Source organism: Luteibacter sp. HAY1-4A (assembly GCF_056755355.1).
In genome coordinates, this window is the sequence record NZ_JBNDHZ010000039.1 from 17,695 (window position 1) to 44,324 (window position 26,630).

Sequence of the window (26,630 nt, forward strand, 5' to 3'; positions counted from 1 at the left end):
CGAGGAGGCGACATGCGCCATGGTCGACGTTGCGTGGTTCGATACACTATCGGTACTTACCGCGACGTCGGGCTGTTGCCGGCTTAGGCATTCCAGGAACGGAATGCCTCCTGAGGGCGTCCTTGAACCTGCTGCCCTTTGCCCGGAACCCCGTTATGTCCACCCCCACTGGAGCGACCCTGTTCGCGCACGTCGATCGGCTGCTGGCCGGTGCATTTTCCGCCTGTGGACTGGATACCGACGGTGTTCGCGCCGTACTCGCCCAGCGCCCCGAGCTTGGCGACCTCCAGTGCAACGCCATCATGGCGCTGGCGGGGCGCATGAAGCGTCCACCCAGGGCACTGGCCGACGCCGTCGTTGCGCAGCTCGCGCCACTGGACGATTTCACCGAGGTGAGCGTCGCCGGCCCCGGATTCATCAACCTCCGCCTTTCCAACGGCCTCCTGTCGCGCTTCGCCACCGCCCAGGCGTCCTCCCCGCGTGGTGGTATCCAGCCCCAGCCCGCGGAGACGATCGTCATCGACTTCGGCGGCCCGAACGTCGCCAAACCCCTGCACGTCGGCCATCTTCGCTCGCTCGTGCTCGGCGAAAGCCTGCGCAGGATCCTCACAGCGCAGGGGCATCGCGTCATCGGCGACGTACACCTGGGCGACTGGGGCCTGCAGATGGGCATGCTGATTTCCGAGGCACTGGTACTGTGGCCCGAGGTTGCCGATGACGGCCCCTGGCGCGACCGGCCTCCTTTCGACATGCAGACCTTGCAAGAGCTGTATCCCCGCGTCGCCGCGGCGTGCAAGGCCGATCCGGCGCGCATGGCCCTGGCACGCGCGGCCACCGCGGAACTACAGGCGGGCAGCGAGCGGCACATACGCATATGGGAAGTCGTGCGGCGCGTGTCGCTGGATGCGCAGACCCGCGATTTCGCCACCCTCGACGCCCATTTCGACGAACTGCTCGGTGAAAGCCACGTACAGCCCCTGATCCCCGGCATGATCGCCGACCTCGTCGTGCGGGGCGTGGCCGTGCGGAGCGACGGCGCCCTGGTGATCGAGGTGGCGAGGGAAGACGACGAATCGCCGATGCCGCCGCTGCTCCTCGAGAAGTCGGATGGCGCGGCCCTTTACGCAACGACCGACCTCGCGACGATCGTCGATCGCCGGCAGCGCCACCACCCGTCGCGCATCGTGTACGTCGTCGACCAGCGCCAGTCCCTGCATTTCGCCCAGGTGTTCCGTGCGGCGCAGGCGGCGGGTTTCGCCGACGACATCACGCTCGTCCACGTCGGCTTCGGCACCGTCAACGGTGTCGACGGCAAGCCTTACAAGACGCGCGACGGCGGCGTGGCACAGCTGCGCGACCTACTCGCGGAGGCAATCGACAAGGCGCGCGCGCGTCAGGCCGACGATGCCTTCCCACCGGAAGAAGCCACAGCACTTGCCGCCGCCATCGGCATCGCCGCCGTGAAGTTCGCCGACCTGTCCACCTATCGCACCTCGGGTTACATCTTCGACGCCGACCGCATGGTGTCCTTCGAAGGTCGCACCGGGCCCTACGTGCAATACGCCTGCGTGCGCATCGCCTCGATCCTGGAAAAAGCCAGGCGCGAAGGCGTCGCCGCAGGCGCCATCGACGTACGCGAGCCGACCGAGCGCGACCTGGTGCTCCTGTGCGCAAGGTTTCCCGACGTGGTCGCTTCGTCGGCCTCGCGATACGCACCGAACGAAATCGCCGACTTCGCCTATGAACTCGCCCAGGCGTTCAGCCGCTTCTACGCGGAGTGCCCAGTGCTTGCCGCTCCCAGTGCCGATGAGCGCGCTTCGCGTCTGGCGCTTGCCTCGTTGACGCGAGGGGTTCTCGTTGAAGCGCTCGATCTGCTCGGGATTCGGATTCCTGAGCGTATGTAGACTTAGAATCAGGTCCCACCCAGAACGGAGCGCGGTCTTGAACCAACAGACGTCCTACGCCATCGGTACGCCAGGCAAGCCCTGGGGTGCCGCCGAGATCACCATGTGGCGTTCGCGCCAGACGAAGCAGCGTGACTTCGGCCAGGACGTGCTGAGTGCGATAGATCGGCTGCGCGAACGTTTCGACGTGTCCGAATATGGTTCGCTCGAGTACGACGATGAGCGATTCCCGCTGCTGGCGGTACGCACACGCGACTGGCGCGACGATCTTCCCATGATGCTCGTGACGGGTGGCGTCCACGGATACGAAACCAGTGGCGTGCACGGCGCGTTGCAGTTCCTGCGGGAGCACGGCAACGACTATGCCGGGCAGGCGAATGTCCTGGTGGTGCCATGCGTCAGCCCTTGGGCGTACGAGCGTATCCATCGCTGGAATCCGGATGCGATCGATCCGAACCGTAACTTCCGCGAAGGCAGCGCGTCGGGTGAAGCGGCGGCGCTGGTGGCGCTGCTGGCGCCGTTGCGAGGGCGCGTGCTGATGCACATCGACCTGCACGAGACTACCGACTCCGACGAGTCGGAGTTCCGCCCCGCGCTGGCGGCTCGCGATGGCAAGGCATACGAGCCGGGCGAGATTCCGGACGGCTTCTATCTCGTCGACGACACGGAGAATCCACAGCCCGCGTTCCAGCAGGCGGTGATCGACGCCGTGGCCGAGGTGACGCACATCGCCCCGGCCGACGCGAACGGCGAGATCATCGGCTCTCCGGTGGTGGCACCCGGCGTGATCGAGTATGCGTTGAAGGACCTTGGACTTTGCGCCGGGATTACCGGCGCGCGCTATACGACGACCACTGAGGTTTATCCCGACAGTCCGCGCGCCACGCCGCAACAGTGCAACGATGCACAGGTGGCGGCGGTGCGGGCGGCCATCGAATACGCCCTGGCGCACCCGGCGGGCTGATGCCTCAGTGGGCCCAGGGCGATGTGGCGATCACGCTGCAGATGTCCACGCGGCGGAAGTTCGGATCCCTGGCCGCCAGGAAGTCGTCGTTGAACGTACCGAACGTACTTGCCGGGCGGTGTTTCATGCCTTCGTAGAAGGCGTCGACGATGTCGGACTTGAACGTTTCCTCGCGCGGATACGCTTGCGTGACCGCCGCAAGCTCCTCGTCGGTGAAGGAGGTGTAGTGCTTTCCCGCCACGTCCAGGCCCGCGCCGATGTGCAGCAAGGTGGCCTCCGGATGCAGGAATTCCGGTATGCCGGGCGTCGTATGGAGTGCGATGGCGGCCCACGTCTTCTGCGCATCGGCCTCGGCGATGCCGTGGCTGCGCAGGAAGTCGCGCGCCGCATTGGCGCCGTCGACTTCGAAGCGCAGCTGGCTCTGCTGGAAACGTTCCGTCAGGCCGAGGTCATGGAACATGGACGCCACGTAGAGAAGCTCCGGATCGTAGGCGAGGTTCTCGCGCTTCCCTAGAAGCGCTGCCCAGAAGTACACGCGGTGCGAATGCTGGAACAGCAGGTTGTGCCCGGTATCGCGAAGCAATTCCGCCGCCTCGCGGGCGATGCGGCTGCCCGGGACGGCGATGCCCAGGCGATCGATGGAAGGGACCATGGCTACCACTTACTTGTCCGGCGTCGTCAGCTTGGTGTCGCCGCTGTCCACAACGAATACCGCCAGCAACTTGGCCGGTTCCGTCTTGCTCGCGTTGCGGCTGACGCCGTGGTGCTGCCCCGGTTCCTCGAAGAACGATTCGCCGGCCTTGTAGGTGCGGGTGGGGCCGTCGTTCACCTGGCTCTCGATCGCGCCAGACACCACATAGGCATAGATGAAGGCGGACTTCGCGTGGGTATGCGGGTGGCTGGCGCCGCCGGGCGGATACATCACTTCCACGGCGATGAGCGTCTTGCCCGGAATGTTGGGGATGGCGTGCGAGAAGTTCGGTTTGACCTGGTCGCCGGCCTCGTGCGCGGTCGCGACCGCGGTCAAGGACATCGCGACGGCGGAGAACAGCAGGGGGGCGAGGAATCGATGGGCTTTCATTGGGGGGTGACTCCTTGGGGATAAGCCGTATGGTGCGACGACGGTAAGTGCATCCAAAAGAACCAGAAACGACCGTGTGGGATGTACCATCGCGGCATGACGCCCCTGCTCGACATCCGGCTCGATCGCTCAGCCAGTACTACGTTGGCGGAGCAAATCCGTCTTGGCGTTCTTGCCGCCATCGAGAGCGGAGCACTCGCCCCGGGCGCGCGGCTTCCGTCATGGCTGACGCTGGCCGCGCAGTTGGGCGTCGCCCGGGGTACCGTCAAGGCCGCCTATGAGCGACTGGCCGACGAGCAGGTGGTGGTCTCGGCCGGCTCCGGCGGCACGCGCGTCGCCAGGCATTCGTTGCCGACAGGGCACGCATCCCCTGTCGGGCAGGCCGAACAGCCGCCGCCGGAATACGCGCACCTCCTGGCCCCGCCTGCCATGTTCCAGATGGGCGTGCCTGCGTCGGACCGTTTTCCCTCGGGGTTGCTCGGCCGCCTGCGCGCGCACGCGGCGCGGATGGAGGTGGCCGCTCCCGCGGTCTATCCCGATCCGCGGGGGGAGGCTTCCTTGCGCCGTGAGATCGCGGCTCACCTGACGCTGGCGCGAGGACTCGACTGCCGGCCCTCGCAGGTGTTCATCACCGCGGGGTTCACCGGCGCCCTCGGGCTGGTGCTGCGGGCGCTCGCCGTCGAGGGCCGGAAGGCCTGGATGGAGGATCCCGGATTCTTCCAGAGCCGCCGGGCGCTCGAACTGGCCGGGGTCGCACCGGTTCCCGTGCCGGTGGACGAGGAAGGCATGGACATCGCGGCCGGCATGGCGAACGCGCCCGATGCGGCCGTTGTGCTGGTGACGCCCGGCCAGCAGGCGCCGCTCGGCCATACGCTGTCGCTGAGTCGGCGCATCGCATTGATCGAATGGGCCGCGCGCGGCGATGCGTGGATCATCGAGGACGATTACCTCGGCGAATTGCAGGTCAAGCGGCGCGCTGCGCCGGCGCTCGCATCGCAGGATGGATTCGGGCGCGTCATCCACATCGGGTCGTTCAGCAAGACCGTGAGCCCATCGCTTCGCCTCGGCTTCGTCGTCGTTCCCGCCTCGCTGGTGGAACGATTCAACGAGATGGTGATGTGCCTTGGCTCCGCGCCGGGTCCGGCCGTGCAGCTCGCCATCGCGGAATTCATGCGGGAAGGCCATTACATGCGGCACCTGCGTCGGATGAAGCGTCTCTATGCCGAGCGGGGAGAACTGCTGCGCACGACGCTGGAAGGGCTCGGCTACGACGTACGCATCGGCGGGCTGGCGGTGCTCTTGCGACTGCCGCGGGGCACGCCGGACCAGGCGATCGCACGGGATGCGCGTGCGCTCGGACTCGCGCCCGAGCCCTTGGGAAAATGGTTCGATGCGCGTGGCGAGGCCGACGCTGGCTTGCTGTTCGGTATCGCCACGGCGGACGAAGCGCGCATTGCCGAAGCATGCGGGCGGCTGCACGGGTTGATCGGAAGCTACGGCACTTGACCACGACGGCCGACCGCGGGCTAGGATCGACGATCCCTTCGATGGCGCTCATCCAGATGACACTTCGCCGGCACGCCTTGTTCGTCGCCCTGGTACTCGCCAGCCCCATCGTCCTCGCCGCTCCGGCACCGACCGACGCCGCGCGCTGGAAGAAGCAGGCTGCGGCGGTCACCGTCGTTCGCGACGATTGGGGTATCGCGCATGTGCACGGGAAGCGGGACGCGGACGCCGTGTTCGGCATGGCCTATGCGCAGGCCGAAGATGATTTCAACCGCGTCGAGACGAATTATCTTGCGTCGCTCGGCTGGATGGCGCAGGCGGAAGGGGAGTCCGCGCTGTGGACCGACCTGCGCCAGCGCCTGTTCGTGGACGAGACGCAGCTGAAGTCGATGTACGCACGCGCGCCGTCATGGCTCAAGGGGCTGATGGACGCCTGGGCCGACGGACTCAACTACTACCTCGCCATGCATCCCGATGTGCATCCGCGGGTCATCAAGCATTTCGAACCGTGGATGGCACTCAGCTTCAGCGAGGGCAGCATCGGCGGCGATATCGAACGCGTGAAACCGGCGGACTTGCAGGCGTTCTACGGCAAGGACCCCGCGGGCGCGCTCGCGCAGTTCGTGCCGCCGTCCAGTTGGGCCGAACCCACGGGCTCCAACGGCATCGCCATCGCGCCGAAGCTCACGGCCGACGGCCATGCCCTGCTGCTGATCAACCCGCATACCTCGTTTTTCTTCCGCTCCGAATTGCAGATGTCCAGCGACGAAGGGCTGGATGCGTATGGCGCCGTCACCTGGGGGCAGTTCTTCATCTACCAGGGATTCAACAGGCACATCGGATGGATGCACACCTCCACCGGTGCGGACGTCGTGGACGAATTCGCGGAGACGATCGAGCGCAAGGACGGAAAGTTGTTCTACCGTTACGGGAAGGAACTTCGGCCGGTGATGGTGCGCGAGATCGTGGTGCCGGTGCGGGGCGACGACGGAACGCTCAGCGAGCGCCGCTTCACCACCTACGCCACGCACCACGGCCCGATCGTCCGCGCGGACGGCGAGCGCTGGATCGCCGAGGCGTTGATGAACAAGCCGCTCGAAGCCTTGCAGCAGAGTTGGCTGCGGACGAAAGCGAACGATTACGCCGCCTACATGAAGGTTGCGGAGTTCAAGGCGAACTCATCGAACAACACCATCTACGCGGACGACAAGGGCAACATCGCCTATCTGCATCCGCAGTTCATCCCGAAGCGGGACAACCGCTTCGACTATACGAAGCCGGTGGACGGCAGCGATCCGGACACCGACTGGAAGGGGCTGCTGCCGCTGGACAAGGCGCCCAGGCTGTTCAATCCGGCAACCGGCTGGATCTTCAACACCAACGACTGGCCGTATTCGGCCGCCGGCCCCGACAGTCCGCGGCAGGCCGACTTTCCACGTTATATGGATGCCGTGGGTGAAAACCCGCGCGGCCTGCACGCGACGCGCGTGCTCACCGGCCGAACGGGGTTCACACTGGCGTCGCTCATCGATACCGCGTTCGACCCGTACCTGCCGGCATTCGCGCGCCAGTTGCCCATTCTTATCGCCGACTACGACGCACTCCCGGCGGGCGACCCGATGAAGCGGACCCTGGCCGGCCCCATCGCCCTGCTGCGCACCTGGGACTACCGCTGGGGCATCGCATCGATGCCGACCTCGCTCGCGGTGTTCTGGGGTGACATCCTCTGGGACAAGGCAAGCAAGCTGGACACGGCCGAAGGCCTCTCCATCTATGACGTGATGGCGGAGAAGGCCGGGCCGAAGGCGCGTCTGGGCGCATTGGCCGAAGCTGCCGACCGCCTCGAACGGGACTTCGGAAGCTGGGGCGTGCCCTGGGGCGAAGTGAACCGCTTCCAGCGTGTGGATGGCGCCATCAAGCAGCGCTTCGACGATGCGAAGCCGAGCATCCCCGTGCCGTTCACCTCGTCACGCTGGGGCTCGCTCGCTTCGTTCGGCGCTCACCGCTGGCCCGGCACGAAACGCTACTACGGCACCAGCGGCAACAGCTTCGTCGCGGTGGTGGAATTCGGCGACAAGGTGCGCGCCCGCGCGATCACCGCCGGTGGTGAAAGCGGCGACCCGGCTTCGAAGCACTTCAACGACGAAGCCGAGCGTTACACCACGGGAAACCTGCGGAAGGTGTATTTCTGGCCGGAAGATCTGCAAGGGCATACCGAGCGCACGTATCACCCGGGCGAGTGATCGTTGCGGGGGAGTTCGGTCACTTGAACGATTCAAAGGGAGAGTTGCGATGATTCGACGCGCAAAGGTGTGGGGCATGTTGGCCCTGTCGCTGTTGTCCGTGGCGACGGCTGCCGCCGATGCCCCCGTGCCGTCCACCACGGTGCTGCTCAAGGCCGACCGTGTCTTCGACGCCCGCGACGAACAGACGCACGAAGGCTGGGTCGTGCTTGTGCAAGGCGACAAGATCGCCGAGGTCGGGCCGGCTTCGAAGGTGGCGACCCCGGCAGGCGCGCTCACGATCGACCTGCCGGGCACGACGCTTCTGCCCGGCCTCATCGACGCGCATTCGCACATCTTTCTCCATCCATACAATGAGACGCTCTGGAACGACCAGGTGCTCAAGGAAACGCTGGCCTTCCGTACGGTGGAGGCGGTGAAGCATGCGCGCGACACGCTGATGAGCGGGTTCACCGCGCTGCGCGATCTCGGCACCGAAGGGGCGGGGTATGCGGACGTGGACGTGCAGCAGGCGATCGACAAGGGCCTGATTCCCGGGCCGCACCTTTTCGTTTCCACGCGCGCCACCATCGCGGCCCACTGTTATGGCCCGGGTCCGCTGGGCTTCCGCGACGACATCGACCTGCCGCAGGGCGGCATTCCCGTCAGCGGCACGGCGCAGATGATCGACGCCGTGCGCGACCAGGCGGCACACGGCGCGGACTGGATCAAGATCTATGCCGATTACCACTGCGGCAAGAGCAAGGGTTCCGTGCCCACGTTCACCGAGGAAGAACTGAAGGCGGGCGTCGACATGGCGCACTCGCTGGGGCTGCCGGTGGCGGTGCATTCGAGCACGGCGGAAGGCATGCGCCGCTCAGTGCTCGCCGGCGTGGACACCATCGAACATGGTTACGACGGCACACCGGAAGTTTTTGCGCTCATGAAAAAACATGGCGTGGCCTATATGCCGACACTCGAGGCAAGTGCAGCCTACGCCGAGTATTTCGGCGGATGGAAGCCCGGCCAGCCGCCGACGGAGTCGATCCGGAAATCGGCGGAGGCCTTCAAGCGGGCCATGGAGGCCGGGGTGACCATCGGTAACGGAAGCGATGTGGGCGTGTTCGCCCACGGCACCAACTACAAGGAATTGGAGTGGATGGTGCGCGATGGCATGCGCCCGGCGCAGGCCTTGCTCGCGGCCACCGCGGTCGACGCCAAGGTGCTGCGCCAGCAGGAGCGCATCGGCCAGCTGCGCGGCGGCCTCGACGCCGACATCATCGCGGTGCCGGGCGATCCGACAAAGGACATCGGGACGCTGGCACACGTGGCCTTCGTGATGAAGGGCGGGGTGGTCTACAAGCGGCCGGGCGGGGCCGGCGAGGCTCCCTAGGCGTCGGCAACCTCCAGAGCCGCATCCAGCGCGGCATGGCGCGGTTCGGTCGGGCCTGCCGGCTGCGCGAGGCATTTATCGCAAGCGGCTCGCGCCTGAATCCCACGCCGCCAGGATGGGCGTGCTGGCGGAGCCGGCCCGGAAACCCGGTACAATCCCCTTTTGCACAACAGGATGCGTGCCGATACCGACCCGGTCGGTGCGCCGGTGCCACCGGGAGCGAGCCATGTACCCCCAACGAGTTACCCGCGGATGATCGAAGGCACCCTGTTCGTGGTGGCTGCGCCCTCCGGCGCGGGCAAATCCACGTTGGTCAACGCGCTGCTCGAATGCGAGCCGGGCATCTCCCTCTCCATCTCGCACACCACGAGACCCCCGCGCGTGGGCGAGGAGTACGGGCGGCACTATTTCTTCGTGGAGCGGCCGGACTTCGAGCGAGAGATCGCCGACGGCATCTTCCTCGAGCACGCCGAGGTGCACGGCAATCTTTACGGCACCTCGCGCACGGTGGTGGAGGGCACACTCTCCTCGGGCTGCGATGTGCTGCTGGAGATCGACTGGCAGGGCGCGCGCCAGGTGCGCAGCCGAAAACCCGACTGCGTCAGCGTGTTCATCCTGCCGCCGTCGCGCGTGGAGCTGGAACGCCGCCTGCGCGGCCGCGCCTCCGACAGCCCCGAGGTCATCGAGCGCCGGCTGTTCAATTCGCGCGAGGAAATCGCCCATGCGCACGAATTCGACTACATCATCGTGAACGACCGCTTCGAGGACGCCCTGGGCGACCTCCGGTCCATCGTGCGCGCGGTGCGCCAGCGCACGCCGCTGGCGGCGCGCCGGCACGAATCGCTGATCGAGGAGCTGATCGCCCCATGACCGACGACGCCATCGTCCGCGTACGCGGACTCACCACGGTCCTCAACGGCAAGACCATCTTCGACAGCCTCGACCTCGACATCCCGCGGGGCAAGGTCACCGCCATCATGGGGCCCAGCGGCACGGGCAAGACCACGCTGCTGAAGCACATCACCGGGCAGATGCGTGGCGACGCGGGCAGCGTGCAGGTCGATGGCCTGAACGTGCCGGAGCTGTCGCGCGAGAAACTGTTCGAACTGCGCGAGCGGATCGGTTACCTCTTCCAGAATTCCGCGCTTCTCACCGACTTCGACGTGTTCGAGAACGTGGCCTTCCCGCTGCGTCAGCATACGAACCTGCCGGAAGAGCTCATCCGCAACATCGTGCTCAACAAGCTGCAGGCGGTGGGCCTCCGTGGCGCGGCGCGCCTCATGCCCACCGAGCTGTCCGGCGGCATGGCGCGGCGCGTGGCGCTGGCCCGTGCCATCGTGTTCGACCCCGCGCTCATCCTGTACGACGAACCGTTCGTGGGCCTGGATCCCATTGCACTGAACCAGGTGCTGCTGCTCATCCGCACACTGAACGAGACGCTGGGCATCACCAGCGTGCTCGTGGCGCATGAACTTGCCGCCGTGCAGAAAGTGGCCGACCACGTTTACCTCATTGCGAACGGCAAGGTCGTGGCCCACGGCGATCCCGCCACGCTGGCCAGCGACGGCTCGCCGTGGACGGCGCAGTTCTTCGGCGGCGAGGCCGATGGCCCGGTGCCCTTCCAGTATCCCGCCGGCGACTACGCCAGTGCGCTCGGTTTCCCCGGAGGCAAGGCATGACCAGCAAGGACGACAACGTCGTCGTTCGCAGCCTGGCGCAGATCGGCGCCTGCGGGCTGTTCCTCCTGACGATCCTCGCCGCCATCCCGCGCAGCTTCCGGCACGGTCGCGAGACCATCCGGCAGATCTGGTTCGTCGGCGCCATGAGCCTCACCATCGTCATGACCTGCGGCCTCTTCGTCGGCATGGTGCTGGGCCTGCAGCTGTACGACGTGCTTTCCATCTTCGGCGGTACTTCGGCCACCGGTACCGTCGTGGCCATCGCCATCTACCGCGAGCTGGGTCCGGTCGTCACAGCGCTGCTGTTCGCGGGCCGCGCCGGTACGTCGGTCACCGCCGAGATCGGCCTCATGCGCGCCACCGACCAGCTCGACGCCATGGAAATGATGGCCGTCGATCCCATCGCCTATGTGGTGGCGCCGCGTTTCCTCGCGGGCGTCATCGCCCTGCCGCTGCTCGGCGTGGTGTTCTGCGCTATGGGCGTGTTCGGCGGCCACCTCGTCGGCGTCACCTGGCTGGGCATCGACAACGGCACCTTCTGGTCGAACATGACCGCCACCGTCGACATCCGCAAGGACATCGTCGACGGCGTGCTGCTCAAATCCATCGCCTTCGGCATCGTGGTCTCCCTGATCGCGGTGTTCCAGGGCTATACCACCCCGCCCACCAGCGAAGGCGTCGCATATGCGACGACGCGCACGGTGGTGGCCTCGTCCATCGCCATCCTGGCGCTGGACTTCGTCCTCACCTCGTTCCTGATCTGAGGCCCCGGAGACCCGCCATGACTCCCCATTTCCCCATCGCCCATCCGAGGATCGTGCCGTGACCCAGAGACGTTCCTATGCCGTCGGCACCGGCCTGTTCATCGTGCTCGGCTTCGCCGCCCTGGCCTACCTCGCCACCCAGACCACGTCCGTGGCGAACAGCACCCGCGGCTCTACCTACACGGTGGACACCCGCTTCGCCAACGTCGGCCAGCTGAAGGTGCGCGCCCCGGTGAAAGTCGCCGGTGTCCGTGTCGGTTCGGTGCAGGCCATCGACCTCGTCCCGGGCAAGGAGGAGGCCAAGGTCACCCTCGCCATCGACGACGGCCACAAGGACATCCCCGAGGATTCCGTGGCCACGATCTACACCAGCGGCCTCCTGGGCGACCAGTACGTGGGCATCCAGTTCGGGCAGTCGAAGACGCCGGTGAAGGAAGGCGGTGAGATCGGCCTGACCCGGCCGGCCCAGCAGCTGGAAGAGATGCTCGGCAAGTTCTTCGGCGGCGGCAGCGCCCCGGACCGCCTGGGCGGCACCTTCCATGTCACCGGCAGCTTCACCAACATCGGCGGGCTCCAGCCGGGCGCGGCGGTGAAGATGGCCGGCGTGCCCATCGGCAGCGTCGAGTCGGTGGTGGTCAAGCCGGGCGCCGTGGAGGCGACGGTCACCCTTGCGATCGACAAGCGCTACTCCCAGATACCTGACGACTCCTCGGCCGCGGTGTTCACAAGCGGTTTGATCGGCAGCCAGTATGTTGCGATCCAGCCCGGCGGGTCGCCGGAATACCTGGCGGACGGCGACAGTTTCGTGCTCACGCAGTCCGCGCTCCAACTGGAAGACCTGATCGGCAAGTTCCTGGTGAACGGATCGCCGAGCGAGAACAAGTCCGGCGCCCAGGGCGCCGCTACAGACAACGCCGGCAAGAAGTAAGGCCGGACCAGGAGACACTGCATGTTGCGTCAGCTTTCCCTAGCCATTGCCCTTGCCGTCACCGCGGCCACCGCCTTGCCCGTCCTTGCCCAGGATGCGGCCGCTCCGGCGGCCACGGCCGACAACCAGTCCCCGCAGCAGATCGTCACCACGATCTCCGACGACCTGGCCAAGGCCATCGAAGGGCACCAGGCCGAGTTGAAGAACGACAAGGAAAAACTCATCGCGGTCATCGATGACACGTTCCTGCCCCATTTCGACATCGACTACGCGTCGATCCTCGTCCTCGGCCAGAATGCGTCCAAGGCCTCGCCCCAGCAGCGCGAGCGTTTCGCGAAGGCGTTCTACAACTCCATCACCCATCGCTATGCGGAAGGCCTGCTCAACTACACGCGCGGCCGCGTGAAGGTGCTGCCGTTCAGCGGCGACCTGAACAAGAAGCGCACCGTGGTGCGCACGCAGGTGATGCTCGACGACGGCAAGTCGGTTTCCGTGGATTACGCGTTCCGTCAGTCGAAAAGCGGCGACTGGAAAGCGTACGACGTGATCATCGAGGGCATCTCGTACATCACGAACTACCGCAACCAAGTCGATGCCGAGATCAAGAAGGAAGGCCTCGACCAGCTCATCACCGACCTGGAGCAGAAGGGCTCCGCCGCCATCGACCAGCTGAAGCAGGACGGCGGTGGTGCCGGACAGGGCGGCAGCGCAAAGAAGTGAAGCCGTCCGCTTTCCAGCTGAGCCACCCGGCGCCGGACACCCTTGCGGTGTCCGGCGCTCTTACGTTCGCTACCGCGGCGGACGCCCTCGGCTCGGCACGCGCCGAACTCGACCGTGGCACGCAAGTCGCCCTCGACCTTTCCGGCGTGGGCCAGGCCGACAGCGCAGGGCTGGCCACGGTGCTGGCGCTTCTTGCCCATGCGCGCGGCAAGGGCAGGGCGCTTGCAGTTACCCACGCGCCCGCCGGCCTCCTGGCCCTCGCGCGCGTATCCGGTGTCGAATCCCTGCTCGCCCAGCCGTAAAAACCCCGCTGTACGTGTGGGAATTTGTATGTGTGGGAGCCGGCTATAGCCGGCGATCCCGCGACAGCGGGCGAGCTTGCCGCAAGCCCCCATCGCCGCTGAAGCGGCTCCCACAGTGGCGCAAGACCACCACGGTGGCGCAAGGCAAGAAAAAGAAAAAGGGCCCCGAGGGGCCCTTTCGTCAGTCCGGCTGCTGGCCGTTCTGCCGTTCCCAGGTGTGCTGTTCGTCGAGCAGCTTGTCCGGGTCGAAGTCCTTGCTGTCGTTCAGGCCCTGCATCTGCTCGATGGCTTCCGGCGGCGGGTTGCCGTAGTAGTTCTTGTAGAGGCGCTGCTGGCGGTAGGCGTCGCGCATGAACACATACGGATCGTAGGCCGAGGCCAGGAAGCTTTCCGCATCGATGCCGCGCGAGCGCAGCGTCACGAGGTAGAGCACCTGCGGCACGTACTGCTGGCCATACTTGAAGTCGTGGTTGCGCGAGTAGTAGCTGATGGGGTCGAAGAAATAGCTGTCGACCGGCAGGCGCCAGACGTCGCGGACCGTGGTCGGGCCGACGAAAGGCAGCATCAGGAAGTCGCCCTCGGGCACGCCCCAGCGCGCCAGGGTCACGCCGAAGTCGTTCTCTTCGAGCGGGAGGCCGAGCAGGCTGGCGGGATCCTTGAAGCCCAGGAAGCCGATGGTCAGGTTGACCACGAATCGGCTGGTGGACTGCAGGGCCTGCTTCGGTCGGGCCTGGAGCAGGTCATTGGCCACCGTGATCGGCAGGCGGATGTTCGTGTAGAAGTCGCTGATGGCCGTGCGGACAGGCGGATTGGTGATCTTGCGGTAGCCGACGGCCACCGGGCGGATCACCGCCTTGTCCAGCGAGTCGTTGAACGCGTACACCTTGCGGTTGAACTTTTCGTTCGGGTCGTCCGTCCGCGGCGGCGCCACGTGGCAGGCGGCCAGGAGCGCGACAACGAGGACGCCAAGGGCTGTACGGACCATCCGGGGCAGATTTGTGGGGTGCATCGATGCGACTTTGGGGGTGGGGCGGTTCTTTATTGTACCGTGCGGTATTATTATTTGCACCAGGGCCGTCCGTCTTGGCTGAACCGGGCATCATACCCCTCCCCCGATTGCCAGCCAACGGGCCGGGCCGGTACACTGCTCAACCAGAAGTGTCTTTGATGTCAAGGATTTGAAATGGCCCGTATTACCGTCGAAGACTGCCTCGAGGTAGTCGACAACCGCTTTGAGCTCGTGCTCATGGCGACCAAGCGCGCCCGCCAGCTCTCCAAGGGCGCCGAGCCGACCCTCGATCCGAGCAACGACAAGCCGACCGTGCTCGCACTGCGCGAGATCGCCGATCGCCGCGTCAATGACGAGATGATCGACGAGATCGACCGCGCCGCCCGCGAGCGTGCCGAGCGCGAAGCCCTCGAGTGGGCCGCCACGGAAGTGGACGACGACCTCTCGAAGGGTGGAGATGACTGATGACGCCGGGTCGCTGTCGGCCCTGCATTCATCCGCACCCTGCGCACGTTGACGCGCGGCTCTTGAAGCCGCGCACGGGAGGCCCCGTCGCCTGAGGCGGAAGGTTTTCCCATGAACGTGATTCCCGCGAAAAAATTGACCGACGTGGTCGACGACCGACCGGTGCCTCCGTATGTGCAGGCACTGGAAGAGCGCGTGGGTGCCTACCTGCCGCACGAACAGGTGATGCGCATCCGCCGCGCCTACCTGGTTGGCGCGGCCGCGCACGAAGGCCAGACACGCAAGTCCGGCGAGCCGTACATCACGCATCCCGTGGCGGTCGCCCATGTGCTGGCCGATCTCGGCCTCGATGCCGAGACCATCATCGCGGCCATCCTGCACGACACGCTCGAGGACACCCAGCTGGGCCGCGACGAACTCGCCGGTGCCTTTGGCGAAACCGTGGCCGAACTGGTCGACGGCGTCACGAAGCTCGACAAGATGCGCTTCTCCAGCCGCGCCGAGGCCGATGCCGAAAGCTTCCGGAAGATGCTGCTGGCGATGGCCCGCGACCTGCGCGTCATTCTCATCAAGCTCTCCGACCGCCTGCACAACATGCGCACGCTGGGTGCGAAAGATGCCCCCTCGCGGCGGCGCATCGCGCGCGAGACGCTGGAAATCTACGCCCCCATCGCGCAGCGCCTGGGCATGAACAAGTTCAAGGCCGAGTTGCAGGACCTCGGCTTCAAGGCCCTCTATCCCGATCGCCACCGCATCATCGGCGAGCGCATCCGCGCGGCCCTGGGTAACCGGCGCGAGGCGATGGCCAAGATCGAGATGGCCCTGGAAGGCCGGCTCGCCGCGGAGAAGATTCCCGGCCGCGCGGTCAGCCGCATCAAGTCGGCGTGGAGCATCTATTCGAAGATGCGCAACGAGCACAAGTCGTTCGCGCAGTTGATGGACGTCTACGGCTTCCGCGTCATCACCGATTCGGCGATGCACTGCTACATGGCGCTGGGCGCCGTGCATGGTCTCTACAAACCCGTGGACGGCCGTTTCAAGGATTTCATCGCCATCCCGAAGGGCAACGGGTACCAGTCGCTGCACACCGTGTTGCTCGGGCCGTTCGGTGCGCCCATCGAAATCCAGATCCGCACGGCTGAGATGGAATCGGTGGCCGAGCGCGGCGTCGCGGCGCACTGGGCCTACAAGAGCGACTCCGGCCCCGCGAACAGCGCGCAGGCGCGCGCGCGCGAATGGCTCTCCGCGCTCGCCGACAGTCAGGCGAACACGCCATCGGCCTCGGAGTTCCTGGAAAACGTCAAGATCGACCTCTTCCCCGACGAGGTCTACCTGTTCACGCCGCGCGGCGACATCTTCTCGCTGCCGCGCAATGCCACCGCGCTCGACTTCGCGTATGCGGTGCATACCGACGTCGGCGACCACGCCGTGGCCGCGCGCGTCGACAAGAAGCTGGTGCCGCTGCGCACGCGGCTCGTGTCCGGGCAGCAGGTGGAGATCATCACGGCGCCTTCCGCCGTACCGAATCCGGCGTGGCTCGAGGCCGTCGTCACCGGCAAGGCGCGCACGGCCATCCGCCAGTACCTCAAGCACCTGCAGCACGAGGATGCCGTCGACTTCGGCCACCGCATGCTCGATCGAGCACTGGATGCGCGTGGCCTGAGTCTCGACGCCGTGCCGGCCGCCGCCCTCGACCGCTTCCTGGAAGAATCCAAGCTCAAGCGCCTGGAAGAACTGCTCTCGGAGATCGCGCTCGGCAACCGTTTCGCCGACCAGGTGGCGACGCAGTTGGTGGCGCTCCTCGGCCCGCAGGAGGAACGCGCACCGGCCCCGGCGGAGCACTCGGCGGAGAAGATCCGCATCAGCGGCGCCGAACGCGGTGTGCTCAGCTTCGGCAATTGTTGTCATCCGCTGCCGGGCGACGAGATCGTCGGTTTCCTGTCATCGGGCAAGGGCATCGTCGTGCACCGGGTGGAATGCCCGAACGTGGCCGAGTTCCGCAAGACGCCGGAGCGCATCGTCGCCATCGAATGGGACCGCGACGTGTCGGGCGATTACCGCGCCGAACTGCGCATCGAGGTACTCAACCGTCCGGGCGTCCTCGCGACGGTGGCCGCCGCCATCGCCGACGCGGGCTCCAATATCGAGAACGTGGAGTACATCGAGCGCGACAGCACGGCCGCCACGCTGTTGTTCGCCATCGAGGTGAAGGACCGCAAGCACCTTGCCGACGTCATGCGCCGCGTGCGCCGCACCGGCGTGGTCAGCGGCGTCTACCGCCACCCGCTGTAGAGCGCGCACGGCATCCTCGATAGACTGTCCCGATCCACCATCGAGGACGGACCATGACCCGCAGCACCATCGCCACCGATAAGGCACCGTCCGCCATCGGGCCGTATTCGCAGGCCGTGCGCGCCGGCAACACGGTGTACTTCTCCGGCCAGATTCCCCTCGATCCCGCTACCGGCAATCTCGTCGAGGGCGACATCACCGCGCAGACGCGTCGCGTGTTCGACAACCTGGTGGCCGTGGCCGAAGCCGCGGGCGGCAAGCTCTCGGACATCGTGCGCGTGGGCATCTATGTCACCGACCTCGGCAACTTCGCCGCGGTGAACGCCGTCATGGCCGAGTATTTCCAGCAGCCGTATCCGGCGCGTTCCACGATCGAAGTGTCCGGTCTCCCGAAGGGTGCGCAGGTCGAAGTCGACGCCATCCTCGCGCTGCCCTGAGGCCCCCGCGAGTCCCGTGGCCGCCAGCCCCACGCCGATACCCGCCGCTTCGGCGGACCAGGGCCGCGCGCCGCTGACGTCCCTCGGCGGCGTCGGGCCCGCGCTGGCCGAAACCCTCGGCAGGCTGGGTCTGCGCACCGTGCAGGACCTGTGGTTCCACTTGCCGTTGCGCTACGAGGACCGCACCCGTGTCCTGCCGCTCGCCGACCTCAGGCCGGGCGATCGCGCGCAGGTCGAGGGCATCGTGGATTTCGTCGAGCGCGGTTACCGTTTCCGACCGCAGCTGAAAGTGATCATCGCCGACGAGTCCGGCGGCGTGTTGCTGCTGCGCTTCTTCCATTTCCGCAAATCGCGGGTGGACCAGCTGGGCAAGGGCACGCGCCTGCTTTGCTTCGGCGAAATACGGCAGGGCCCGCAAGGCCTCGAAATGGTCCATCCGCAATACCAGCGCATCGAACCCGACGAGCCCGTGGTGGTGGACGAGCGGCTGACGCCGGTCTACCCGACCACCGAAGGGTTGGGGCCGCGGCGCCTCGCCGGCGTCGTTTCGCGTGCGCTCGCGCACTTGCCTGCCGATGATCGGCTCGAGCTGATTCCGGACGACCTGCCGCTGCCTTCCGGCCTCACCTCGCTGCGCGACGCCCTGATGTACGTGCACCGACCGCCGCCGGACGTGGATCTGCGGCAACTGGGCGAGGGGCGTCATCCCGCGCAGAAGCGCCTGGCGTTTGAGGAATTGCTTACCCAACACCTCACGCTGCGGCGCATGCGTGCGGCTGTGAAGAAGCGCAAGGCGCCGGCGTTGAAGAGCGCCGGCACGTTGCGCGAACGGTTGCTCGCGAGCCTGCCCTTCCCCCTGACGGGCGCGCAGGCACGTGTTTCTAAGGAAGTGGCCCGTGACCTCGCGCGTCCCCATCCCATGCTGCGCCTGGTGCAGGGCGACGTGGGTAGCGGCAAGACCGTTGTTGCGGCATTGGCCGCTGTCGCGGCGGTGGAGGCCGGCTACCAGGTGGCGCTCATGGCACCGACGGAACTCCTTGCCGAGCAGCACCTGCGCAACTTCCGCGCCTGGCTCGAACCGCTCGGCCTGACGGTCGAATGGCTCGCGGGCAAGGTGCAGGGCAGGGCGCGCAAGCATGCCCTCGCACACGCGGCGGAAGGCAGCGCGCACGTTGTCGTGGGTACGCACGCACTCATGCAGGAAGGCGTGGCCTTTCACCGGCTGGGCCTCGTGATCGTCGACGAGCAGCACCGGTTCGGTGTGCACCAGCGCCTCGCCCTGCGCGACAAGGGTGCCGAGGGCGATCTCATTCCGCACCAGCTCGTGCTCACCGCCACGCCCATTCCACGCACCCTGGCGATGAGCGCGTATGCCGACCTCGACGTGTCCTCCATCGACGAACTGCCGCCGGGCCGCACGCCGGTGCAGACGGTGGCTATCTCGAACGAACGCCGTTACGACGTCATGGAGCGCATCCATGCCGCGTGCATGCAGGGGCGCCAGGTGTACTGGGTATGCACGCTCATCGAAGAGTCGGAGCAGCTCGACGCGCAGGCCGCTGAGGTAGCCCATGCCGAACTCACCGCGGCGCTGCCCGATCTTTCGGTGGGCCTCATCCATGGACGCATGAAGCCGAAGGAAAAGCAGGCGATCATGGACGCGTTCAAGGCCGGCGAACTCGCGGTCCTTGTCGCCACTACCGTCATCGAAGTCGGCGTGGACGTGCCCAACGCCAGCCTCATGGTGATCGAGAACAGCGAGCGCCTGGGCCTTGCGCAGCTGCACCAGCTACGCGGTCGTGTGGGGCGCGGCTCCGTCGCTTCCAATTGCGTTCTGCTGTACCAGACGCCGTTGTCGCGGCTGGCGAGGGAGCGTCTGCAGGTGATGCGCGAAACCAACGATGGCTTCCGCATCGCCGAGAAAGACCTCGAGCTGCGTGGTCCGGGCGAAGTCCTCGGCACGCGCCAGACCGGACAATTGCAGTTCCGCATCGCCGATCTCGCGCGCGACGCCCATCTCATGCCGGACGTGCAACGCGTGGCCGAAGCGATGATGAAAAGCCATCCGGGTCGCTGCGAGCGTCTTATTGCGCGCTGGGTCGGCGACGCCGCCCGCTACGTGGACGCCTGACAACTCCATGCGTGGTCTGTGGGAGCCGCTTCAGCGGCGATCCCGCGGCAGCGGGCAAACTTGCTGCGAGCACCCATCGCCGCTGAAGCGGCTCCCACACAAAAGCGCCTACGTCAGGCCGAGATGCCCTCGCACTTGCGCCGCTATGGCGTCGGTTTCCCGCAGCGCCTGCTGCCGTTCCGGTGTACTGGCATCGATATCGTGCAGCAACCCGGCGGCACGCAGTTCGGCATGGAAGCGTGCCAGCTTCCCCGGCAAGGGCGCCGAGATGAACGTGTGCACCGGCCGCCCCGTGGCGCAGGCCTCGGACAGCATGTTCACCGAATCCGGCGTGACGACGAGGCGGTCGGCCCAGCCGAGGATACCGGGGTAGGGATTCGGGCCGTCGGCGCTCCCGGTCCATACGACGCCCGGTGCACCGGCGAAGGCCTCGCGGATGCGCGGCAGGATCGCCGCGGGCGTGCGCCGCGACACGGCAACGAGTACGGAGCCGCCCTCCCGCCCGTGCCGGTCCCGCACCGCGGCGAGGAACGCCTCGCTCGCCTGGACGTCGAATGCCGAGCCATGCCGTGCGCCGCCCATCAGCACGCCGAGTCGCGGCCCCGGAAACTGGGCGAACCGCGCGAACGCATCGCGGCCGTCGGCCAGCCAGGCGTCGTCGATGGGGTTCAGCGAGCCCAGGGGACTGAGCACGTTGTCGCCATGCAGTCCGTCGTGCCGTGGGGCCACCACGAGGTCCCAGTGCTTCGGGTCGATGCGTGGGTCCAGGATCTGCACAGCGAGGCAGGCGCCGCCCGACCAGAGGCGAATCTGTCGCGTGGCCCAGGCGGCCTGGCGTCCGCACCCGATGGCCAGCTTCGGCCAGGGGGGTAACAAGGTTTCCTGGTCGCGTCCGAGCGCCAGCCGTGCACCTGGGATGTTGCGCGGCGCGAACCACGACCATGGTGGCCGCAGGCCGATCACTATCTCCCGGATCGAGGGCGTGAGCGCTTCCGCCAGCGCCAGGGCCTGGCGTCGGTTGCCGGCGCCGCCGTCGGTCAGCACCCAACAGGACTCGGGCGGCAGCCCGGCGGTCGGGTCGATTGTTGTCGATTTCGGCACAGTTCGTTCCCTGGCTGCCCGTCCACGAACCGCGTCGTGGCGCTTACACTGTCTCAATGCCGGGCCTCCGGCGCACTGTCACTGTACAAGGATATCCATGACTTCTCCGTTGAACGATGCCTCGCTGGATCAGCTGTTCCTCACCGCGCGCACCTACAACGCCTGGTTGCCGAAGGAAGTGACCGACGAGCAGATCCGCCAGATCTACGATCTCGCGAAGTTCGGGCCCACCTCGGCCAACTCGTCGCCGATGCGCCTGGTGTTCGTCAAGTCGCCGGACGCGAAGAAGCGCCTGGAGCCCTACCTTTCCGAAGGCAATCGCGCCAAGACGATGCAGGCACCCGTCACCGCGATCGTCGCCACGGACTTCGCCTTTCACGACCACCTGCCCAGGCTGTTCCCGCATGCCGACGCGCGCAGCTGGTTCGTCGGCAACGATGCGATGATCGAGTCCACCGCCAATCGCAACGGCACCCTCCAGGGTGCCTATCTGATCATCGCGGCGCGCGCACTGGGGCTGGACTGCGGCCCCATGTCGGGTTTCGACCAGGCTGGCGTAGACGCCGAGTTCTTCGCGGGCACCCAGATCAAGTCCAACTTCCTGGTCAACATCGGCTACGGTGACGCAAGCACGAACCTGTTCGCGCGTTCGCCGCGCCTGTCTTTCGACGAAGCCGCCAGGATCATCTGACCTTTTCTTCCGCGGTGGCCGCACGGTCCCGCTGCTATCAGCCGTAACCACTCACTGCAGGAGATTCACCATGCGCGCTCTTCGTTACCTCGTCCTTGCCGGTCTCGTCGCCACGGCCGGCACCGCTGTCGCCGCACCGGTCACCTACAAGCTCGATCCGGGCCATACGATGGTGCTGTTCAGCTGGAGCCACTTCGGCTTCTCCAATCCCACGGCCAACCTCGGCCAGGTGGACGGCACCCTCGTGTACGACGAGAAGGATCCCTCCAAGGCGACCGTCGAGGCGACCCTCCCGCTGTCCGGGCTCGATACCTTCGTGCCGAAGCTTGACGAGCACCTGAAGTCCGCGGACTTCCTCGATGCCGCCAAGTACCCGAATGTGACGTTCAAGAGCACCAAGGTGACCCCGGCCGGCAAGGGCAAGCTGAAGGTGGTGGGCGACCTCACCGTGCACGGCGTCACCAAGCCGGTGACCCTTGACGTGACCCTGAACAAGGTGGGTCCGCATCCGATGATGAAGGCGCAGACGATCGGCTTCGATGCCACGACCACGATCAAGCGTTCGGATTTCGGCGTTGGCGCGTATGTGCCGAACGTGTCGGACGAGATCAAGGTCCGCATCACCACCGAAGCCCACGACGCTTCGGCTGAAAAGAAGTAATCGGGCGCTTCCGAATGGCTCTGGAACCCGCGCCGGCGACGGCGCGGGTTTTCTTTTTTGCTACCATCGCAATTCCCTGTTCCACCGCATCGCCCGGAGTTTCCCCATGCGCCCCAATCCCGCGGCCGCGCCGCTGATCCCGGCGAACGCCGAAAACCGTTACGAGGTCACGCGCGCCGACCTGCCGCTGTCCTGCCCGATGCCCGGCATGTACCTGTGGAACTCGCATCCGAAGGTCTATCTGCCTATCGAAGACGACGGCGGCACCTCCAAGTGCCCCTATTGCGGCGCCATGTACGTACTGAAAGACTGATCCACCCCGCGGGGCATGCTTCCTGCATGCCTTGCGTACCTTCCTCCCACCGGACCCACCCATGGCCACCGTCTCCGCGCACCGGACGATGACCGTCGTGCAACTGATCCCCGCCCTGAACTCGGGTGGTGCCGAGCGTTCGACCCTGGAAATCGGCCAGGCCCTGGTCAAGGCCGGCCACCGGTCCATCGTGGTGTCGGCGGGCGGACGCATGGTGGAGCAGCTGGAGGCCGAGGGCAGCCGGCACATCGCGCTCCCCATCGGCAGGAAGTCCCTCGGCACGTTTTTCACCGTGGGCAAGTTGCGCAAGCTGCTGCGCGACGTGCAGCCGGACATCGTCCACGCCCGCTCGCGCCTTCCGGCGTGGATCGGCTGGTGGGCCATGCGTGGCGTCAAGCCGCGGCCGCACTTCGTCACCACCGTGCACGGGCTGAACACCCCGGGGCCTTACAGCGCCATCCTCATGCGCGGCGAACGCGTCATCGTGGTGTCCCAGACGCTGCGCGACTACGTGCTGCGGCACTACCCCGACGACGTCGACACGGCGCGCATCGAGGTCATTCCCAGGGGCATCGACACCGATGCGTTCCCTTACGGGTATCGCCCGGACGACGCCTGGCAGCGTGCCTTCTTCGAGCAGTATCCCCAGTTGGCCGGTGCGCCCCTGCTCACCCTGCCGGGGCGCGGCACGCGCCTGAAGGGCCACGCGGACGCCATCGAACTCATTGCCGACCTGGCCCAGCGCGACATCGACGCGCGGCTGCTGCTCCTAGGCGCGGACGAGCCCGGCCGGGAAGCCTACATCGCCGAGCTGCGCGCGTTGGCGCACAAGCGTGGGGTCGAAGACAAGGTGGTGATCTCGCCGCAGCGCAGCGATGTGCGCGACGTGTACGCCATGTCGGCGCTGGTCCTGCAGCTGTCGCGGCGTCCCGAATCGTTCGGCCGCACGGTGGTCGAGGCGCTGGCGCTGTGCCGGCCGGTCATGGGTTACGCACACGGTGGCGTGGGCGAGTTGCTGGCCGAGCTGTATCCGTCGGGGCGCGTGCCGCTGGGCGACCGCGAGAAACTGGTGGAGCGCGCGGCGGAGTTGCTTCGCTTCGCGCCCCCCATTCCGCCTCCTCGCAGCTATCGGCTCGCCGACATGCAGTCGGCCACGCTGGCGCTCTATGCCGAGGTAGTGCAAGGCAAGTCCGCCGCGTGAGCGGACGAGGCCTCGGCGCGGCGATCCGGGCTGGGCTTGCCTCGCCGTTGTTGCCCGTCTGGCTGGTGCCCGCGCTCCTGCCGTTCGGACGCAGTGCCGAACTGGGCGTCTTCCTGGCGCTGGTGGGGTCCATTCTTCTCCTCGTGCGCGAACCGCGGGCGCTGCACCACCACGCGGGCGCGAAGCTGTTCCTGTGGCTCTTCGCCGCCTACGCGGGGGCGGCGCTGGTATCCGCCGTGGATGCCGTCGCGCCAGGGAAGTCCTGGGGGACGGTGGCTGGCATCCTCCGCTTCGCGCCGCTTGGCGTGTACACCTGCTTTGCCATGCGCAGGCCGGGCAAGGTCCGCGTCCTGTACTTCGCCACGGCGGCGGTGATCGCCCTATGGGTTGCCGACGCCTGGGTCCAGGCCCTGACGGGCTACGGGCTTGCCGGGGCGTCCGATCCCGAACGGCTTTCCGGCATCTTCGGGGCCACGAACCTCAAGCTCGGGCCTGCGCTCTCGGCCCTCTCTCCGTTCCTCCTGTGGACCGCGCGCGAACGCTGGGGGCGTCGCGGGCTCGTGCTCGCTTTCCTGCTGGCGCTCGGTCCGGTGCTGCTGTCCGGCTCGCGCGCCTCGTGGCTCTGCTACGCACTCGTGGCCGTCGCGTTCCTCTGGCGCGAAGCCGGCTCGCCCCGGCGCTTCGCGGTCGCTTGCCTGGGCGCCAGCCTCCTGGTCGTGGTGGCGGCGGTGCTGGCGTGGCAGGTCTCTCCCCGCTTCCGCGACCGCGTGGCGCATACCGTACCGGCCTTGTCCGGCACCACCGCCGGTGTCGACACCGCGCTCACCGGACGGCTCGACATCTGGACGACCGCGCTGCGGTTGTACGCGGCGCATCCGGTCAACGGCGTCGGCGTCCGTGGCTTCAGGGTGGCGTATCCGTCGGTTGCGTCACCGGGCGACCACTTCCTCACGATGGAAAAGTGCGGGGAAGGCGAGGGCGCCTGCCACGCCCACCAGGTCGTGCTCGAGGTTGCCACGGAAACCGGCACGATCGGCCTGATGGCCTGGCTTGCTGCCGTCGCGTTCGCCGTACGCGCATGGCGCACGGCGGGAGTCGCCGCGCGCGACCGTGCCTTTCCGGCCACCGTCGCGCTGGTGGCGATCCTGTTCCCCTTGAACACGCATATGGCCTTCTATTCGGCCTGGTGGGGATTGCTCGCGGCTTGGCTGCTTTCCGTGTGGGCCGCGGCGCTCTTCGCGGACCTGCCCGACGATGCCGAGGTTCGCCGTGGCGCGTGAGCCGCTGTCGGTGGTCGTCACCACCTTCGACAATGCCGACACGATCGGTGCCTGCCTGGGTTCGGTGGCCTTCGCGGACGACATCGTCGTACTCGACTCCGGTTCCACGGACGCCACGCGAGACCTTGCCACGCGACTGGGTGCGCGCGTGGAGGTGCAGCCGTTCGCCGGGTACAGCGCCCAGAAGCAGGCGGCGATTGACCTCGCAAGGCATCGCTGGGTGCTGCTGCTCGATTCCGACGAGGCGCTGACGCCCTCCGCCGCGGAACGCATCCGCTCCGTCCTCGAGTGGCCGCAAGCCGCCGGCTACGTGTTGCTGCGCCGCGAGTGGGTCTTCTGGCGCTGGCAGCCCGAGCGCGCGCGGCTCAACCACTACGTGCGCCTGTTCGACCGGACACGTGCCCGCATGAGCGGCCACGAGGTGCACGAGAGCGTGGTTGTCGACGGCCCGGTGCAGCCCCTGGACGCCGTGATCGATCATTACGGCGAACGCGACATCGAAGGCCGGGTGGACAAAGCCAACCGTTACTCGTCCTTGCAGGTACACGATCGCCATGCGCGCACGCCGCGATTCCTCCGCGCACGCATGGTGATCTACCCCACCGTGGCTTTCCTGCGTTATTACTTCTGGCGCGGCCACTGGCGCGGCGGATGGGCCGGCTTCATCGCGGCGCGCGTGCACGCGTTCTACGCGTTCCTTAAATACGCCAAGCTGTACGAACTGCGAAGGTCAGGCGGCGAGCGCAAGCGCCCGCCGTTCGAAACCGAACGCGGCGAGCACTGATTCGCAGGCTGCCGCGCGCAACGCTTCGCGGCGGCGAAACTCCGCACGGCGCTTGCTCTCGATCTCCGATGCGCAACGCGCGGGTTCGCGCGGCGGAATATCGTAGAAGCCATGCTCGGCGGGCATGCCGCCGGCTTCCATCCAGAAGCTGTCGTAGTCGGCCTTGACCTTGTTCGGAATGCCGGCGAAGACGTGGGCGTCGTTGCCGATGCCGAGAACACGCTCGACGTCGAACGCCTCGGCAAGCGCGCGGACCATCGAAAGCAGCAGGTTCTTGGGCCGCAAGCCGTGGCACTGCCGGGTGAGTTCACGTACCGCGTCGCGCCCCGCGTTATTGGCGGCACCCTGAAGGCAGCCGATGACGATCGTGCGGCCGCCGTCGATGAAGGCGATGGTGGTGTAGGAAATCTGCAAGCCGGTATCGTCGGTGAGCGAAAGACTCATCTCGCCCTCGCGGCTGCGCCGGAGCGGCGCCTTGAGGATGAGCGAGAGGCAGCCGCCGTCGCGCAGCGCTACCTTACCCAGCAACACCTGCCGTTCGCGGTACAGCGTATGGAAGAGCGGGCGCGGAAAGCGCGTCAGTGCGAACGCATAGTGCTCGCGCAGGGCCTGCAATCGCTGTTGCCTGCTCCATGACAAGCTGATGTAGCGATGCTGGTAGCGCTCGGGCAGGACGCGGTCGATGGACGTGATGCCCGCCATGGGTGCCGATTCGAGGAAGGCCAGCCATGCATCGTGCTCGCGCCAGTGGGAGACGCAGCGACCGATGTACGTGAGCGTGGCACCGATGCCATGCGTACGT

The 26,630-nt window shown here is 66.8% G+C and carries 26 protein-coding genes; 21 read left to right on the top strand and 5 right to left on the bottom strand.

All coding sequences use genetic code 11. From position 1 onward, the window contains the following. The first annotated feature begins 155 nt into the window (after positions 1-155). Together argS and ACPYOD_RS13805 are read left to right on the top strand one after the other, a co-directional pair. Complete coding sequence (gene argS, locus ACPYOD_RS13800; RefSeq protein ID WP_481302303.1) at positions 156-1,904, top strand: arginine--tRNA ligase; 1,749 nt, start codon at positions 156-158, stop codon at positions 1,902-1,904. A 37-nt stretch (positions 1,905-1,941) separates the two neighbouring features. Next, positions 1,942-2,868, top strand: a complete 927-nt coding sequence (locus ACPYOD_RS13805) for a M14 family metallopeptidase (protein WP_481302304.1) — start codon at positions 1,942-1,944, stop codon at positions 2,866-2,868. A 4-nt stretch (positions 2,869-2,872) separates the two neighbouring features. On the opposite strand, the gene ACPYOD_RS13810 is transcribed toward ACPYOD_RS13805, so the two are convergent. Both ACPYOD_RS13810 and ACPYOD_RS13815 read right to left on the bottom strand, forming a co-directional pair. Further along, on the bottom strand, positions 2,873-3,520 hold the full coding sequence (locus ACPYOD_RS13810; protein WP_481302305.1) for an HD domain-containing protein: 648 nt from the start codon (positions 3,518-3,520) through the stop codon (positions 2,873-2,875). 9 nt (positions 3,521-3,529) lie between these two features. Then, on the bottom strand, positions 3,530-3,949 hold the full coding sequence (locus ACPYOD_RS13815) for a cupin domain-containing protein (RefSeq protein ID WP_481302306.1): 420 nt from the start codon (positions 3,947-3,949) through the stop codon (positions 3,530-3,532). A 96-nt stretch (positions 3,950-4,045) separates the two neighbouring features. On the opposite strand from ACPYOD_RS13815, the gene pdxR reads away from it, so the two are divergent. The 9 genes from pdxR (at position 4,046) to ACPYOD_RS13860 (ending at position 13,463) form a co-directional block, all read left to right on the top strand. Next, the gene (gene pdxR, locus ACPYOD_RS13820) at positions 4,046-5,455 is read left to right on the top strand and encodes a MocR-like pyridoxine biosynthesis transcription factor PdxR (RefSeq protein ID WP_481302307.1); all 1,410 of its coding nucleotides are present in this window, start codon (positions 4,046-4,048) and stop codon (positions 5,453-5,455) included. Between the two features lie 41 nt (positions 5,456-5,496). Continuing rightward, positions 5,497-7,698, top strand: coding sequence for a penicillin acylase family protein (locus tag ACPYOD_RS13825; protein ID WP_481302308.1), 2,202 nt, complete (start codon positions 5,497-5,499; stop codon positions 7,696-7,698). A gap of 49 nt (positions 7,699-7,747) precedes the next feature. Continuing rightward, a complete protein-coding gene (locus ACPYOD_RS13830) occupies positions 7,748-9,070 on the top strand; it encodes an amidohydrolase family protein (protein ID WP_481302309.1) in 1,323 nt (440 codons plus the stop codon). Positions 9,071-9,322: 252 nt separating this feature from the next. Beyond that, on the top strand, positions 9,323-9,940 hold the full coding sequence (gmk, locus tag ACPYOD_RS13835; protein WP_481302310.1) for a guanylate kinase: 618 nt from the start codon (positions 9,323-9,325) through the stop codon (positions 9,938-9,940). Then, positions 9,937-10,749 (top strand): ABC transporter ATP-binding protein, encoded by an 813-nt coding sequence (locus tag ACPYOD_RS13840; RefSeq protein WP_481302311.1) that lies wholly within the window; start codon positions 9,937-9,939, stop codon positions 10,747-10,749. The genes gmk and ACPYOD_RS13840 overlap by 4 nt, the downstream gene beginning before the upstream one ends. Then, positions 10,746-11,513 (top strand): lipid asymmetry maintenance ABC transporter permease subunit MlaE, encoded by a 768-nt coding sequence (mlaE, locus tag ACPYOD_RS13845; protein WP_481302312.1) that lies wholly within the window; start codon positions 10,746-10,748, stop codon positions 11,511-11,513. Before ACPYOD_RS13840 ends, mlaE begins: the two co-directional genes overlap by 4 nt. A 58-nt stretch (positions 11,514-11,571) precedes the next feature. Then, entirely contained in the window at positions 11,572-12,441 is an 870-nt protein-coding gene (gene mlaD / locus ACPYOD_RS13850) for an outer membrane lipid asymmetry maintenance protein MlaD (protein WP_481302313.1), read from the top strand. 21 nt (positions 12,442-12,462) lie between these two features. Continuing rightward, positions 12,463-13,161, top strand: a complete 699-nt coding sequence (locus ACPYOD_RS13855) for an MlaC/ttg2D family ABC transporter substrate-binding protein (protein WP_481302314.1) — start codon at positions 12,463-12,465, stop codon at positions 13,159-13,161. Then, on the top strand, positions 13,158-13,463 hold the full coding sequence (locus ACPYOD_RS13860; protein ID WP_481302315.1) for an STAS domain-containing protein: 306 nt from the start codon (positions 13,158-13,160) through the stop codon (positions 13,461-13,463). Before ACPYOD_RS13855 ends, ACPYOD_RS13860 begins: the two co-directional genes overlap by 4 nt. A gap of 181 nt (positions 13,464-13,644) precedes the next feature. On the opposite strand, the gene ACPYOD_RS13865 is transcribed toward ACPYOD_RS13860, so the two are convergent. After that, positions 13,645-14,448: an MlaA family lipoprotein gene (locus tag ACPYOD_RS13865; protein WP_481302316.1), complete on the bottom strand. Its 804-nt coding sequence runs from the start codon at positions 14,446-14,448 to the stop codon at positions 13,645-13,647. A 198-nt stretch (positions 14,449-14,646) separates the two neighbouring features. On the opposite strand from ACPYOD_RS13865, the gene rpoZ reads away from it, so the two are divergent. The 4 genes from rpoZ (at position 14,647) to recG (ending at position 19,797) form a co-directional block, all read left to right on the top strand. After that, positions 14,647-14,937, top strand: coding sequence for a DNA-directed RNA polymerase subunit omega (gene rpoZ, locus ACPYOD_RS13870; RefSeq protein ID WP_072323734.1), 291 nt, complete (start codon positions 14,647-14,649; stop codon positions 14,935-14,937). Positions 14,938-15,048: 111 nt separating this feature from the next. Then, positions 15,049-17,229 carry a RelA/SpoT family protein gene (locus ACPYOD_RS13875; RefSeq protein WP_481302317.1) on the top strand — a complete coding sequence of 727 codons (2,181 nt, stop codon included), beginning with the start codon at positions 15,049-15,051 and terminating at the stop codon, positions 17,227-17,229. A gap of 53 nt (positions 17,230-17,282) precedes the next feature. Next, positions 17,283-17,666, top strand: a complete 384-nt coding sequence (locus tag ACPYOD_RS13880) for a RidA family protein (protein WP_481302318.1) — start codon at positions 17,283-17,285, stop codon at positions 17,664-17,666. Positions 17,667-17,682: 16 nt separating this feature from the next. Then, the gene (gene recG, locus ACPYOD_RS13885) at positions 17,683-19,797 is read left to right on the top strand and encodes an ATP-dependent DNA helicase RecG (RefSeq protein ID WP_481302319.1); all 2,115 of its coding nucleotides are present in this window, start codon (positions 17,683-17,685) and stop codon (positions 19,795-19,797) included. 108 nt (positions 19,798-19,905) lie between these two features. Here the strand turns inward: recG and ACPYOD_RS13890 are convergent, their stop codons facing one another. Beyond that, positions 19,906-20,898: a mitochondrial fission ELM1 family protein gene (locus ACPYOD_RS13890; RefSeq protein ID WP_481302320.1), complete on the bottom strand. Its 993-nt coding sequence runs from the start codon at positions 20,896-20,898 to the stop codon at positions 19,906-19,908. A gap of 97 nt (positions 20,899-20,995) precedes the next feature. Between ACPYOD_RS13890 and ACPYOD_RS13895 the strand changes: the two genes are divergently transcribed. From ACPYOD_RS13895 to ACPYOD_RS13920, 6 genes are all read left to right on the top strand, one after another. Then, complete coding sequence (locus tag ACPYOD_RS13895) at positions 20,996-21,589, top strand: malonic semialdehyde reductase (protein ID WP_481302321.1); 594 nt, start codon at positions 20,996-20,998, stop codon at positions 21,587-21,589. Positions 21,590-21,659: 70 nt separating this feature from the next. Continuing rightward, the gene (locus ACPYOD_RS13900) at positions 21,660-22,250 is read left to right on the top strand and encodes a YceI family protein (protein WP_481302322.1); all 591 of its coding nucleotides are present in this window, start codon (positions 21,660-21,662) and stop codon (positions 22,248-22,250) included. Between the two features lie 106 nt (positions 22,251-22,356). Next, positions 22,357-22,563 (top strand): zinc-finger domain-containing protein, encoded by a 207-nt coding sequence (locus tag ACPYOD_RS13905; RefSeq protein WP_481302323.1) that lies wholly within the window; start codon positions 22,357-22,359, stop codon positions 22,561-22,563. Between the two features lie 61 nt (positions 22,564-22,624). Next, positions 22,625-23,764, top strand: a complete 1,140-nt coding sequence (locus ACPYOD_RS13910; protein WP_481302324.1) for a glycosyltransferase — start codon at positions 22,625-22,627, stop codon at positions 23,762-23,764. Next, positions 23,761-25,044, top strand: coding sequence for an O-antigen ligase family protein (locus ACPYOD_RS13915; RefSeq protein ID WP_481302325.1), 1,284 nt, complete (start codon positions 23,761-23,763; stop codon positions 25,042-25,044). The genes ACPYOD_RS13910 and ACPYOD_RS13915 overlap by 4 nt, the downstream gene beginning before the upstream one ends. Continuing rightward, positions 25,019-25,828 carry a glycosyltransferase family 2 protein gene (locus ACPYOD_RS13920; protein ID WP_481302326.1) on the top strand — a complete coding sequence of 270 codons (810 nt, stop codon included), beginning with the start codon at positions 25,019-25,021 and terminating at the stop codon, positions 25,826-25,828. Before ACPYOD_RS13915 ends, ACPYOD_RS13920 begins: the two co-directional genes overlap by 26 nt. Here the strand turns inward: ACPYOD_RS13920 and ACPYOD_RS13925 are convergent. Then, on the bottom strand, positions 25,775-26,630 hold an 856-nt coding region (locus ACPYOD_RS13925), incomplete at its 5' end, for a DUF535 family protein (RefSeq protein ID WP_481302327.1). The genes ACPYOD_RS13920 and ACPYOD_RS13925 overlap by 54 nt on opposite strands.